The 13,801-nt window shown below is 43.6% G+C and carries 11 protein-coding genes; 5 read left to right on the top strand and 6 right to left on the bottom strand.

Translation table 11 applies throughout. The features are described from left to right. Positions 1–100 precede the first annotated feature (100 nt). The 5 genes from OCV50_RS05035 to OCV50_RS05015 all read right to left on the bottom strand — a co-directional run bounded on the left by OCV50_RS05035 (position 101) and on the right by OCV50_RS05015 (position 5,031). A complete protein-coding gene (locus OCV50_RS05035; RefSeq protein WP_239840574.1) occupies positions 101–781 on the bottom strand; it encodes an ABC transporter permease in 681 nt (226 codons plus the stop codon). A 2-nt stretch (positions 782–783) separates the two neighbouring features. Continuing rightward, entirely contained in the window at positions 784–1,524 is a 741-nt protein-coding gene (locus OCV50_RS05030; RefSeq protein WP_239840573.1) for an ABC transporter permease, read from the bottom strand. Between the two features lie 79 nt (positions 1,525–1,603). Then, on the bottom strand, positions 1,604–2,374 hold the full coding sequence (locus tag OCV50_RS05025) for an ABC transporter substrate-binding protein (RefSeq protein WP_032549476.1): 771 nt from the start codon (positions 2,372–2,374) through the stop codon (positions 1,604–1,606). 107 nt (positions 2,375–2,481) lie between these two features. Beyond that, positions 2,482–3,252, bottom strand: coding sequence for an ABC transporter ATP-binding protein (locus tag OCV50_RS05020; protein ID WP_261903862.1), 771 nt, complete (start codon positions 3,250–3,252; stop codon positions 2,482–2,484). Between the two features lie 246 nt (positions 3,253–3,498). Next, positions 3,499–5,031, bottom strand: a complete 1,533-nt coding sequence (locus OCV50_RS05015; protein WP_261903861.1) for a hypothetical protein — start codon at positions 5,029–5,031, stop codon at positions 3,499–3,501. A 440-nt stretch (positions 5,032–5,471) separates the two neighbouring features. Between OCV50_RS05015 and OCV50_RS05010 the strand changes: the two genes are divergently transcribed. From OCV50_RS05010 to pflA, 4 genes are all read left to right on the top strand, one after another. Beyond that, positions 5,472–7,013 carry a DUF3360 family protein gene (locus OCV50_RS05010; RefSeq protein WP_032549480.1) on the top strand — a complete coding sequence of 514 codons (1,542 nt, stop codon included), beginning with the start codon at positions 5,472–5,474 and terminating at the stop codon, positions 7,011–7,013. 342 nt (positions 7,014–7,355) lie between these two features. Next, complete coding sequence (gene pflB, locus OCV50_RS05005; protein WP_239840570.1) at positions 7,356–9,632, top strand: formate C-acetyltransferase; 2,277 nt, start codon at positions 7,356–7,358, stop codon at positions 9,630–9,632. Positions 9,633–9,833: 201 nt separating this feature from the next. Further along, positions 9,834–10,835, top strand: coding sequence for a lipid A deacylase LpxR family protein (locus OCV50_RS05000; protein ID WP_261903860.1), 1,002 nt, complete (start codon positions 9,834–9,836; stop codon positions 10,833–10,835). A 164-nt stretch (positions 10,836–10,999) separates the two neighbouring features. Next, positions 11,000–11,740 (top strand): pyruvate formate lyase 1-activating protein, encoded by a 741-nt coding sequence (gene pflA / locus OCV50_RS04995; protein WP_261903859.1) that lies wholly within the window; start codon positions 11,000–11,002, stop codon positions 11,738–11,740. Between the two features lie 41 nt (positions 11,741–11,781). On the opposite strand, the gene OCV50_RS04990 is transcribed toward pflA, so the two are convergent. After that, positions 11,782–12,986, bottom strand: a protein-coding gene (locus OCV50_RS04990; protein WP_261903858.1) for an IS3 family transposase whose coding sequence is annotated in 2 segments (ribosomal slippage) — positions 11,782–12,617 and positions 12,617–12,986 — 1,206 coding nt in all. Because the reading frame shifts where the segments join, the coding sequence is not laid out codon by codon here. Positions 12,987–13,271: 285 nt separating this feature from the next. Between OCV50_RS04990 and OCV50_RS04985 the strand changes: the two genes are divergently transcribed. After that, a complete protein-coding gene (locus tag OCV50_RS04985; RefSeq protein ID WP_239840567.1) occupies positions 13,272–13,772 on the top strand; it encodes a YfbU family protein in 501 nt (166 codons plus the stop codon). Positions 13,773–13,801: the final 29 nt, after the last annotated feature.

The raw sequence follows: 13,801 nt of genomic DNA, 5'->3' as shown, positions 1-13,801 counted from the left end.
CCGAGAGTTCTGAACGAAGTTAACGGTTTTAGGTAAGTAATAGTTCCGCTTTTGAATGAACGTAGAACAAAGTAAAACGGCGCTCGAAGGCGCCGTTTAATTAACTACTAAGTGGTCTTAGGTAAGCCAAGAATCGTTTCTCAGCATATTTAAATACGGCGATGATGATAAAGGTCAGTGCCATATAGAACAGGCCTGCCGTTAGGAAAGATTCAAATGGAGCGTAGTAACGTGAATTAACCAAACGCGCTGCACCTGTTAAATCCATAATCGTTACGATACCCGCAACCGCTGAACCGTGCAGCATGAAGATAACTTCGTTACTGTATGCAGGTAGTGCTCTTCTTAATGCACTTGGCAAGATAATACGACGGTAAGTTTTTGCCGTACTCATACCATAAGCTTTCGCAGCTTCTACTTCACCTTTCGGTAAGCCGTTAATCGCACCTCGGATGATCTCAGCCGTGTAGGCAGAAGTATTCAGGATGAATGCCACCAACGCACAGAACCAAGCGTTTTCCCATAAAGTGTCTTTCACAGGGAAGAACTGATCCATGCCGTAATAAATCAAGTAAAGCTGAACCAGCAGTGGCGTGCCACGGAAGAAGTAGATAAATGACCATGCAGGTGCATTAATCAGCATATTGTGGCTATTGCGCGCTATCGCTAATGGGATCGCGACAAAAAGGCCAATAATCAGAGCTATTGTTACCATCCACGCTGTCGTCCAAAGACCGCTCAGGTAAATTGGAAAACTTTCAACAATCAATGAAAAGTCCATAGTTACCTCGCGTGAATACTAAATTTACGTTCAACGAGCTTTAACAAGCCTGTTGAAACACTGGTAAAGAACAAGAAAATCAGTGCGACTGCCATGTAGAAGGTAAATGGCATCTTCGTTGAGCCTGCCGCTAACGCGCTGACTCGTACCATATCTTCTAAGCCGATGATCGATACCAAAGCAGTTGTTTTAAGCAGTACAAGCCAGTTGTTACCAAAGCCCGGTAATGCGTGACGAATCATCTGAGGCAGCAATATGCGGTGAAATGCCTTTACAGGGCTCATACCGTAAGCTTTTGCTGCTTCCATCTCGCCAGAATCAACCGCCATGATCGCACCACGGAACGTTTCAGCCATGTAAGCACCGAAAATGAATCCGATAGTGAGGACACCTGCTACAAACGGGCTCACATCGATGTAATCTGGTAAGTATGAGGTCCACTCATGATTTGGATCGCTTGAAGTGAACCACTCATTGAGCCACTCATTGATGGAATACAAACTGTTGTTTAAAAGGATCTGTCCACCAAAGAAGATCAACATCATCAATACGAGGTCTGGAATACCGCGGATAATGGTGGTGTAAAGTGTGGCAATGGCTCTTGCCCATCGATAAGGTGCTAGTTTTGCTAATGCACCTAACATTCCTAGCACCATAGCTAGAAACAGCGAAAGCAACGCAACTTGAATTGTGAGTACAGCTCCATTAAGTATCGAAGCCTCATACCCTTGTAAATCAAACATAATGAATTCCAACAGAACAGCGAAAAAGTTGGGAGAGAAAGGGAGAGATGTGCTCTCTCCCTAGAGTCGTCTCAGGATATTACTGACCGTATACGTCGTAGTTGAAGTATTTAGCCGCGATATCTTGGTAGATACCCTTTTCACGTAGCGAAATGATCGCTTCGTCTAGTTTCTTAGTTAGGTCTTTGTCTTGCTTACGTACTGCGATACCAAAGCCTTCACCGAACCATTTTGGATCTGTTAGAGATGGACCAACAAACTCGTACGCTTCACCGCCCGCTTTGTTTAGAACACCTTCTTCAAGTGCTGATGCATCACCTAGTACCGCTGCAACACGACCGTTTGCTAGGTCAAGGTAAGCTTCGTCGAAAGAACCGTAACGAACGATGTCTACAGTGTCACCGTAGTTGTCTGTTAGGTATTTGTCGTGCGTTGTTGCACGCTGTACCGCGATTTTTTGACCGCTTAGATCGTCAAAGTTTAGACCAGCGCCTTTTTTCGCGATGAATTTGTTTGGAATCAGAGCGTACTTACCTGTGAAGTCAATCTTCTTCTTACGCTCTTCAGTGATAGACATTGCCGCAATGATCGCATCATATTTACGAGCAAGTAGAGAAGGAATAATGCCATCCCAGTCTTGCGCAACAATCTTACATTTCACTTGCATCTCAGTACAAAGTGCATTCGCCATATCCACGTCAAAGCCTTTTAGAGAGCCGTCAGCCTCTGTCCAGCTAAATGGAGGGTAAGCACCTTCAATACCAAAACGAACTGTTTTCCACTCTTTTGCTTGAGCTACGCCAGTTGCAGCAGTTGCAGCAAGTGCTGCTACCAGTAACCACTTTTTCATATCCCTACTCCTGTGATTTAGATATTTTTAATGTTGTGTTTATAGTTTGGTTGTTGTGTTCATTACACAGTATCGCCTCATACCTTGATAGCGATACTCGCAATACGTTAATAAATCGATGAGATGAACTGTTGTAAACGCTCTGACTCAGGGTTAGTAAAGAGTTTAGCTGGATCGCCCTGCTCTTCCACTAGACCTTGGTGTAGGAACATCACATGATTAGAAACATCACGCGCAAACGCCATTTCGTGTGTTACCACCAGCATGGTTCGACCTTCTTCGGCCAAATCGCGCATAACACCCAGTACTTCACCCACAAGCTCTGGGTCAAGTGCCGATGTAGGTTCGTCAAATAACATTACTTCTGGGTCAACAGCCAATGCACGCGCGATAGCGGCACGCTGTTGTTGACCACCAGAAAGGTGGCCAGGGTAATAGTCTTTACGCTCGTAAAGCCCCACTTTCTTGAGCAGCATTTCTGCATTCTCAATCGCTTGCGCTTTAGGAACACCCAGTACGTGGACAGGCGCCTCAATCACATTCTCAAGAACCGTTAGGTGAGACCATAGGTTGAAGCCTTGAAAAACCATCGCTAAACGAGAACGGATTCGCTGAACTTGTTTTTCATTAGCAGGAATTGATTCACCAAGGCGGTTATTTTTCATTTGGATAAGCTCGCCGTTTACCCAAATCTCGCCGGCAGTTGGTGTTTCTAGTAGGTTGATACAGCGAAGAAAGGTACTCTTGCCAGAGCCAGAGGAACCGATGATTGAAACCACGTCTCCCTTATGCGCAGAAAGCGAAATTCCTTTTAAAACTTCATTTTGACCAAACGTTTTGTGTAAGTCCTTTATGTCCAGCGCTGGTACATCTTTCATGCGCTTTCTCTCCCAAGTTTGTGTAAATGCAAGGTACTCCGACCTTTTCATGCGATACAAACTAGCACCCAACGCAGCAACATGCAACAAATTATTAACCTATCATTTAGGAATAAATAGCACTTCACTCTGATTTATTATGCACAAGGTAGCGTTTTCCTCTCAATTTCATGAATAGTAGTTATAAAAAAGCCCCGATTAACGGAGCTTTTATGTTTTATTTTTGTTAACCAAAGCAAGGTAACGTTACCAGCCTAGTTTATTTGAAACCATTTTTACTTCATTACCCGACAATGCAACTTGTTGTTCTATAATTTCGTCTTGCCAATAGACCGCCCCATTCAAATCATATTGATGAGAATCTACATCATGGTTTTTATCCGACATTACTTCGTAATCAATCGAGTTTGAAAGCAGTTCCTCAAATACATTGTCCAAATAGTTATCTTCTACTTTAACTAAACTTACGTGTATCTTCGCTGTAGTTACGTCGCCAAGCGATTCAGTCGGACTTCCCATCATCGGTTGAGAACTATTAGGCACTGCGTAGATAGATTGGAATATAGGTCTAGCATTAGAATCCGATACTGTTCTAACATGAGTTCTTTGAAGTTGCCAATCACTATCCGTATAAGAAGATGTCGTCAGTACGCCAGTAGCTGTAATACTCGTTGCGCTAAAATCAGAGATGTTTGACGGTTGAGATATAGACACTGTATTTCCATCTATGATCGCTCTCTCTTTGTATTCCCAAGCCCCGCTTGAAGCGTCAGTATTAGCAAAAAAGTTTACGTTCCAGCCAGACAATTGACTGTCGCCCGGAGCGTAACCCGAAGATGTTAAATTATCAGTTTGATTATAAATTGGTTGCCAAGAGTATACTGCCTTATCTAAGACTGTAGTGACATTACCATCGCTCGAATGAACGAGCCTGCTATCTACACTTATATCAAATGAATCCACATTGGTAGACATAATTGAAACGTCTGGATCTGAGCTTCCAGATTCATAGACCTTGTTAGAATCAATAACTACATAGCTATTTAGTGTATCAAAGTTGCTAGCAGATCTTTCTCTGCTGTATGACGTTACTATTTTTCTTTCTACTGCAGGATTGCGGGCTGCTATCGGTATATCTAGAGGCGATGTACCATCAGCTCCAGTTATCAACTGAGATGAAGCGCTTGCATGGAAATATTCCACAGAGCCTGAAGAAACAACAGAAATGCGGGCTGTATCAGAGTTTGGTTCTATGTTGTACCTAGACCCATTCATACAAGAGTTTCCGTCCTGGCTTTGACGAACGCTGAGAGTCATATCTTGCAAAAACGGCTTCTGGAAAGCTATTTGATAAGATTCTCTGTCTCCAGAGTTTGCTCCAACAGTCTCTTCAAGTGACACATAACCATTTTCTGGTACGTTGCCGGAATCAATTGTGACCCTCCCCGATGCAGGAATATCACTACCTTGTATAGTATGCTCACTAATTACTGTTCCATCCTCCTCGTGGAACAGAACCTTGTATCCTCGAGTTGCGATTCTCGCGATCACTGAGTAATTATTTGCGCTGTTGTTTACATCTGTGTATTCATAAAACGTTGCGCAACTAGAACTTGGCGATGACTCTCTAACCAATTCGACAATTTGCCAAGTATACTTAGGTGTAGAAGGCGTACTACCACCGCCACCGCCTCCACCGCCACCGCCGCCTCCGCCGCCACAGCCAACAAGTAGTCCTGAGATCATTGCCGCTAGTGGCAACATTTGTGTCTTTTTCATCTATTTCCGTCCTGTTTGTGGCAACAGCGCGCCAAAATTTAGTCTCTGCGGAAGATATAGCAAAAAACACGCCAAGCATTAAAAGGCTTAATTGTTTTTCTGATAGAAATGTGACGGGGTGAGATAAACGTCAAGTTGTGAAAACAAATTACACGTTTTTTTAAAGTTTACTTATTGAGCTTTGTCATTTTGTAGCTTTCTTTCACATAAACTCATAAAGTGATCAAGATCAATCACCCTAAAGGGTAAGCTTGTTAGACTCCTCGACACACAATAAGGCATATAAAAATGCCAAATGTTTCTTTTAACTTAGCCGTATAAGGCACATAAAAAATGTGCAACATTATGCTAATGAGTTATAAACAAAAGAGATGACGCAGTTTTGCGCATTTATAGAATTCATTTTTAGAATTACTACCAAATAAAAATATGAGGAATCTATGTCAGACGTTGTCAACAATGCGAACTCTGAAGTAGAAGAAAAAAGCTATCAAGAGCTACACCGCCCTGCTTCTGAATTCGAAAGCCGCTCCGACTATCTAGATCACGAGCTGCAAATCATGAAGCCTCGTCGCTTCGGCCTTAACCTTCCTGGTCGTGACTTCCGTTTTGAACTTGAAGACCTTGTTCCAGCGCTTGCTGGTACTATCGGCATCATCGCGATGTACTCAGCGGTTATGATGTCTTGGGCTGAAGGTCTGACGCAAGCTTGGGACCACGTAAACCTAGGCAAAGACTTCGCCATTGAAGTGGCTCGTGTAGAAATGCTTATTCCTGCACTACTCTTCTGTATTCTTGCTTCTGGTTTCTTCAACCCGAAAGCAAACCTTGCCGGTAACCACGGCCCAATGATCCCACTTATCGGTACCATTGCTCTTGCAGGTGCTCACCCTCTGGCATTGGCAATCCTTATCGGTGTATTTGGTTTAATCCTAAGTCTACTGAAAGGCGGCTCTAAACTGGTAAACCTCACCTCTGAAGGTACGGCCGGTGGCTTGCTCATCTTCCTAGGTCTAACAGGTACCATGAGCCAAATTAACTCAATCCAAGCTTGGGCAGTTGGTCTTGAATCAGACACAGTTGCAGCAGGCAGCATGGGTTACATTGGTCTTATTGTACTTGCCGTTACCATCGGTCTTTACGCTTTCCTTGCTAAAGTGAACAAGCGTTGGCTAGCGATTCCTGTTTGTGCCTTTACTGGTCTAGCGATTGCTCTAGTTCTTGGTGCAGGCTTCGACATTAAATTCGTTACAGAAACAGGTCTTCCAAACCTAAACCCAGTTTACTGGTGGGGTTCTACTGAAGAAGGTTGGATGCTAGGTCTTCCAAACATGGAACACTTCATCGCGTCTCTACCATTTGCAATCCTTGCGGTAGCTATGTGGTCACCAGACTTCTTAGGTCACCGTATCTTCCAAGAACTGAACTACCCTAAAAAATCTGAAAAAGTACTAATGGACGTAGATGACACAATGACTATGTGTTCTGTTCGTCAAATGGTTGGTACAGCTGTAGGTGGCGGTAACATCACTTCATCTTGGGGTACTTACATGATTCCAGCAGCGATCGCTAAACGTCCTATCCCAGGCGGTGCAATCCTACTTGGCTCTCTATGTATCATCGTTGCGATTCTTGGTTTCCCAATGGATGTTGCAGTGTGGCCACCAGTGATGCGTGTTGCACTTCTAGTTGGTGTATCTCTTCCTCTACTTGAAGCAGGCATGCAAATGGTAAAAGACAGCAAAGATTCACAAGCGGCTGGTATCTGTATCTTCGGTTCAGCGGTTGTTAACCCAGTTCTTGCATGGGCTCTAACGATGCTTCTAGATAACAACGGTCTGATCGGTGACAAAGAGCGTCCTAAGCGTCTATCTTTTGTAGACAAGATTGTTATCCCTGTAGGCGTACTTGTTATCTGTCTTGTTGCAATGCTTGCAGTTGGTATGCTTGAAGGCCAATACGGCATTAAAGCTTGGCTGTAAGTTGGTCTGAATACTCTGACCAAACGTATCTAGCCATCACAGCTGGATTCAAATAAACAGAGTAAATTCAAAAAAAGTTTGGGTGGTGAAAGTCACCACCCCTTTTTTCTCAACTTTTTTTAGCATTTATTGATTTAGTTTAAGGTTTGCAGATTTTTTTTAGCGTAGTCTTGAATACATCGAAGTGAGACACCATTTAAAAAGTAATGACAATATATATAATCATATGAATCCAATGTGATAATACATATTGTTATTAATAAGAGTGTACTACCCTATACAGGGGCGCTGGCTCAACAGCGTTAAAGTACGTGTTTTTTCTACTAAAAAGGTAGGTATGTCATGGCAGAGCAATTTGCTAAAGCTTGGGAAGGTTTTGCTGCAGGTGAGTGGCAAAACGAAGTAAACGTTCGTGATTTCATTCAAAAGAACTACGCGCCGTATGAAGGCGACGAATCTTTCCTAGTTTCTGAAGGTACTGAAGCAACAAACAAACTTTGGGCTTCGGTAATGGAAGGTATCAAGCAGGAAAACGCAACTAAAGCGCCTGTAGAATTCGATACTTCTGTTATCTCTACCATCACTTCTCACGATGCTGGTTACATTGAGAAAGACCTAGAAACAATCGTTGGTCTTCAAACTGAGAAGCCACTTAAGCGTGCTATCATCCCTAACGGCGGTATCCGCATGGTTGAGGGTTCTTGTAAAGCATACGGCGAGACTCTAGACCCAGCTGTTTCAAAAATCTACTCTGAATACCGTAAAACACACAACGCGGGTGTTTTCGATATCTACACGCCTGACATCCTAAAATGTCGTAAGTCTGGTGTTCTAACTGGTCTTCCAGATGCATACGGTCGTGGTCGTATCATCGGTGACTACCGTCGTGTAGCTCTATACGGTATCGACTTCCTAATGAAAGACAAGCAAGCTCAATTTGCTTCTCTTCAAGAGCAATTCGAAAGCGGTGAAAACCTAGCAGAAACAATGCAACTTCGCGAAGAGATCTCTGAGCAACACCGCGCTCTAGGTCAAATCAAAGAGATGGCTGCTAAATACGGCTTCGATATCTCGGAGCCAGCTCAAACTGCTCAAGAAGCTATCCAATGGACTTACTTCGGCTACCTAGCAGCTGTTAAGTCTCAAAACGGTGCTGCAATGTCTCTAGGTCGTACTTCGACTTTCCTAGACATCTTCATCGAGCGTGATATCGCTGCAGGTAAGATCACTGAAGTTGAAGCTCAAGAGATGATCGACCACTTCGTAATGAAGCTACGTATGGTTCGTTTCCTACGTACTCCTGAATACGATGAGCTATTCTCTGGTGACCCAATCTGGGCTACTGAGTCTATGGGTGGTATGGGTATCGACGGTCGTACACTAGTAACACGTACTAACTTCCGTTTCCTAAACTCTCTATACACAATGGGTCCTTCTCCAGAGCCAAACATCACTGTTCTTTGGTCTGAGCAACTACCTGACGGCTTCAAGCGTTTCTGTGCGAAGGTATCTATCGATACTTCTTCTATCCAGTACGAAAATGATGACCTAATGCGTCCTGACCTAGAGTCTGATGATTACGCTATCGCTTGTTGTGTATCTCCAATGATCGTTGGTAAGCAAATGCAGTTCTTCGGTGCTCGTGCTAACCTTGCGAAAACAATGCTTTACGCAATCAACGGCGGTGTAGATGAGAAGCTTAAACTTCAAGTAGGTCCTGTTTCTGACAAGATCACTGACGAAGTTCTTAACTACGATGACGTAATGGGCCGTCTAGACACATTCATGGACTGGCTAGCTAAGCAGTACGTGACTGCACTAAACAGCATCCACTACATGCACGACAAGTACAGCTACGAAGCGTCTCTAATGGCTCTTCATGACCGTGACGTTCGTCGTACTATGGCTTGTGGTATCGCTGGTCTATCTGTTGCGGCTGACTCTCTATCTGCAATTAAGTTTGCTAAAGTTAAGCCAATCCGTGACGAAGACGGTATTGCTATCGATTTCGAAATCGAAGGCGATTACCCTAAATACGGTAACAATGACTCTCGTGTAGATGATATCGCTTGTGAACTAGTTTCTACTTTCATGAACAAGATCCGTAAGCTTAAGACTTACCGTAACTCTATCCCTACACAGTCAGTTCTTACTATCACGTCTAACGTTGTATACGGTAAGAAGACAGGTAACACTCCAGACGGTCGTCGTGCTGGTGCTCCTTTCGCTCCTGGTGCTAACCCAATGCACGGTCGTGATGAGAAAGGTGCTGTAGCGTCACTAACGTCTGTAGGTAAACTACCGTTTGCTGATGCACAAGATGGTATCTCTTACACGTTCTCTATCGTACCTAACGCTCTTGGTAAAGACGTTGAAGGTCAGAAAGCGAACCTTGCAGGCCTAATGGATGGTTACTTCCACCACGAAGCTGGCATTGAAGGTGGCCAACACCTTAACGTGAACGTTCTTAACCGTGACACTCTAGAAGACGCAGTTAAGCACCCTGAGAAATACCCTCAGCTAACAATCCGTGTATCTGGTTACGCTGTTCGCTTCAACTCTCTAACTGCAGAGCAACAAGCTGACGTAATCGCACGTACATTTACTGAGTCTCTATAATCTTATAGCTGACTAACACAGTAAAAATATTAGCCTCGCCAATGTGCGGGGCTTTTTTATATCTGCAAAGATATTTCGTGCACTCTCTCGACAAAATGAAATGTTAAGTTGCGCAAAAATGTTTTGTTACGTTCACTTTTTTTCCACACCAAGTACCAATTTGCGGTACTATTTCGGCTCGTTACCAAAGAGTACCTTTTCATGAAGCTTGTCCGTTTTCTGCCGCTACTACTATTGTCTTTTTCGTCGGTCGCATCAGAGCGATCTACCGTCACTTTCGCTCTTGATAACGACGGTATTTTTGGCGTGGACCAAGACTATACGAACGGCTTGTTTTTGAGCTATACCTCATCTGGGATTACGCCTTATAGCTGGGCAAAGCCTCTCAGTCTTTCAGCTTGGGGAGCGAGCTCTCTTGATAAGTGGGAAATCACGGTCGGCCATAAGATGTACACCCCATCGGATATCGAGGTCACGGAACCTTTGGCCAATGATCGACCATACGCTGGTTTTCTTCATTCGGAATTCAATTACATCAGCCTTCACCCACAGCAGGCACAAAGATTCAACCTGACTTTGGGTACCACAGGTGAAAGTGCGCTCTCTGAACAAGCACAAAAACTTGTCCACTCAATCACAAAATCTGATGAACCTAATGGTTGGGAATTCCAAGTTGATGATGAGTTTGTCGGCAGTGTGGGTTACCTTAGCCATTTCAACCTAATGCGTTCTCGTTCTGTTGCAAACACCGATTTCGAGATATCTAACGTATCCGAGGTTAACGCCGGTAACTTTAGAAGTGATATTTCTACCGGTTTCATGCTTCGTTGGGGTACAGATTTAGGCGGTAACTTTGGTGCAGCAACCATTACTTCGGAAAACCCATTCCGCCCAGGTATGATTGGTGCGTCGAACCGAGGTTGGTTTACTTACGCAGGCATAGAAGGTCGTTACCGATTCAATGATATTACGATTGAGGGTGACCGCTCTGGTGTTGAAAAATACGCACTTGAAAATGGCGAAAACCCAGCGATTTATGATGTGACTTTAGAGAACATTCAAGCGACGGCAGTAGCCGGCGTTGCTTGGTACAATCAACATGTCGGTGCTGCCTTCTCATTAACTATGAAGACACCTGATTATGAAGAAGCGAAAGAGTCAATTTATACGACAGGTGGGCTAACATTTTTCGCATTCTTCTAGGCATAAAATAGCCTAAGTATTCATTTGCTAAACATACAGATAAAGGCAATCAACCTCAGTGGTGATTGCCTTTATTTTTGGGCATTCAAAGGCGTATTGACCCTATTTTATGTACCGTTTTTGTAATAAAATAACCAACATAAATACTAATACGAGAACAGCTCATGTCTACAACTGGTCGCATTCACTCATTCGAATCTTGTGGTACCGTCGACGGCCCAGGAATCCGCTTTATTGTGTTTCTACAGGGCTGTTTAATGCGCTGTATGTATTGTCATAATCGTGATACATGGGACACGCATGACGGCAAAGAAGTTACCGTTGAGGAAATCATCAACGAAGCAAAATCGTACCGTCATTTTATGAAAGCCTCTGGTGGCGGCGTTACCTGTTCTGGCGGTGAAGCAATGCTGCAACCAGAATTTGTACGCGACTTTTTCCTAGCTGCAAAAGCGGAAGGGATCCATACTTGTCTCGACACGAATGGCTACATCCGTAAGCACACCGAAGTGGTGGATGAAGTTCTCGACGCTGCGGATTTGGTTATGCTCGACCTTAAGCATATGCGTGATGAGATTCACCAAGATTTCATTGGTGTTTCTAACAAGCGTACTCTCGACTTCGCTCGCTACCTACATAAAATTGGCAAGACGACTTGGATTCGCTATGTTGTCGTTCCAGGTTATACAGATAACCCTGAAGATGCGCGTCTACTAGGTGAGTTCATTAAAGATATGGATAACATCGAAAAAGTAGAGCTGCTTCCTTACCACAAGCTTGGCGCTCACAAATGGGAAGCTTTAGGTATTGAGTACCCTCTTGATGGCGTAAACCCACCAAGCAAAGAGACTATGGATGAGATCGTATCAGTATTGAGTGAGTACCACTCAAACGTTAAATACTAATCAACCACTGACCCGTCCTGATATGGGTTGACACTTTTTAGTCAAAACGCTCGATGTACTTCATCGGGCGTTTTGTATTTTAAGGCCGTATGTGGCCTCATTTGATTATAGATTTCTACTGACTCGGCGACCATTTTTCTCGCCTGAGCAACATCGTTAGGTTTCTTCAACAAGTATTCCATTTTCAAAATACCATTTACTCTTTCTGCCAACGCATTTTGATAGCAGTCATATCCATCCGTCATGGAACACACGACCTTGTGCCTAGAGTGTAGGTCTTGGTACTCCTTTGAACAGTACTGTGAGCCTCTATCTGAGTGATGGATTAGGGTGTCCTGATTTCGACGTTCTCTCAAAGCTCTTATAAAAGCTTGTTTTACAGCCTTCGTCTGCATGTTGTCATCCACACTGTATCCGACGATCTTTCTGGAATAGGCATCAGTGATAAGACTGACGTAACTGTTTCCTTCATAGGTCGGAAGGTAAGTAATATCAGCAACCCACAACTGCTCCGGTCTTTCGGGCTTAAAGCCATCCTTTATTTTATTTGGGTGACAGTAAAACCTATGATGGCTATCCGTTGTTCGATGGTAAGCACGTTTAACCTTCACAAGCAGCCGATGATGTTTAAGCAGAGAAAATAGATAGTCCCGACCTACTTTCATTCCAGTTTTTTCCATCATGTATTTAAGCTTTCTCGTTCCTATTCGAGCTTGTTTGATGCGAGTTTCACGGACAAAGCTCAGAAGAGCTTTGTCACGCTGTTTACCACGATCGTCAATAAGGCATTGTTTGTAGTACGCTTGCCTAGAGATGTTGATGATTTGGCAAAATCTAGTCACCGTGAGCTGAGCTATGTTTTGCTCTTGGACGACGCACCTCTGTGCTTTTTTACAACACGGACACCATGGTCTCGCTCCATAACTTTTACTACTTCTTCAAAGAAGTCGGCTCTCAGTTTGGTATCTTCAAGTTGCTTTTCTAGCTCTTTGATACGTTGCTCTGGCGTGGGTGGTGAATTGAATTCAGACATAGGTAAACCTTTCTTCAGGAATCGAGGTGTGCCTCCAGACCAATCGAGTCGGCCGTGCTTTCGGAGCCACACTAATACTGTAGAACAACCTTGTATTCCGTATTTGTCTTGTGCCTGTTTATAAGTCAGTTCACCTCGCTCGACTTGGTCAACAACATCCAATTTAAAAGCGAGGGAGTAATCACATTGAGTTCGTCTAGTTACTGATTTCATAACACTCTCCAATTTTCTACTTGGGGAGTGTCAACCTTATTTAGGACGGGTCACACGTTTCTATAGGCGCTTCATTTTTATGAGGCGCTTTTTTATGTATGCGACACTCCCCACTCATTCATGGTTTCTATTCATATCCTCTCATTTTTCGTTACAACTTCTGTTGATCATTTCAAAAAAACGTATTAAATCCGTGTTGAGATCATGTTTCGGTAAGTAGAATTGCTGTTACTCTTACTTCAACAAACAAATTACAACATTTAGTTTTTTAGTGAGGCTCCTCCCATGGAAATGACCAATGCTCAGCGTCTAATTCTATCAAATCAATACTACTTAATGTCTCAAATGGATCCTGAGAACTCTGCTAAATACCAACGCTTACAAACGATTGTAGAACGTGGTTACGAGCTACAAATGCGTGAACTGAACAAAGAGTTTGGTTGCCTAACCGAAGCAGAGTGTCGTGAAATCATCGACATCATGGAGATGTATCACGCGATGCAAGAATCGAACAAGATGCTTGCGGAAGATGAGCGTAAAGACGTAGATCAGCGTCGCCTACAGTTCCTAGGTTTTGATATCGCATCAGAAGCACAAATCGTCCATTACGTGCGCTTCTTGGTTGATTCTGAAGGTCTTTACCCTCAATTCGACAAAGCCGATCACCACTTCAATAGCCAGATGCCGATGCTTGATAAGTACCGTCGCATGTTGACGACATGGCGCAACTGCCCTCGTCAGTACCACCTTTGTGCGACAGAGCTATCTCAGATCTTTAACGCATAATAGACAGACAAAAATAACAAAGGGTTGCT

Source organism: Vibrio fortis, assembly GCF_024347475.1.
Classification (GTDB): domain Bacteria; phylum Pseudomonadota; class Gammaproteobacteria; order Enterobacterales; family Vibrionaceae; genus Vibrio; species Vibrio fortis.
Note: the sequence above shows the minus strand (reverse complement) of the source record. Positions and strands in the feature narration are given on the sequence as shown.

Coding starts and splice junctions, on each gene's coding strand:
- OCV50_RS05035 (WP_239840574.1), bottom strand. CDS start 781: ATGGACTTTTCATTGATTGTTGAAAGTTTTCCAATTTACCTGAGCGGT.
- OCV50_RS05030 (WP_239840573.1), bottom strand. CDS start 1,524: ATGTTTGATTTACAAGGGTATGAGGCTTCGATACTTAATGGAGCTGTA.
- OCV50_RS05025 (WP_032549476.1), bottom strand. CDS start 2,374: ATGAAAAAGTGGTTACTGGTAGCAGCACTTGCTGCAACTGCTGCAACT.
- OCV50_RS05020 (WP_261903862.1), bottom strand. CDS start 3,252: ATGAAAGATGTACCAGCGCTGGACATAAAGGACTTACACAAAACGTTT.
- OCV50_RS05015 (WP_261903861.1), bottom strand. CDS start 5,031: ATGAAAAAGACACAAATGTTGCCACTAGCGGCAATGATCTCAGGACTA.
- OCV50_RS05010 (WP_032549480.1), top strand. CDS start 5,472: ATGTCAGACGTTGTCAACAATGCGAACTCTGAAGTAGAAGAAAAAAGC.
- pflB (WP_239840570.1), top strand. CDS start 7,356: ATGGCAGAGCAATTTGCTAAAGCTTGGGAAGGTTTTGCTGCAGGTGAG.
- OCV50_RS05000 (WP_261903860.1), top strand. CDS start 9,834: ATGAAGCTTGTCCGTTTTCTGCCGCTACTACTATTGTCTTTTTCGTCG.
- pflA (WP_261903859.1), top strand. CDS start 11,000: ATGTCTACAACTGGTCGCATTCACTCATTCGAATCTTGTGGTACCGTC.
- OCV50_RS04985 (WP_239840567.1), top strand. CDS start 13,272: ATGGAAATGACCAATGCTCAGCGTCTAATTCTATCAAATCAATACTAC.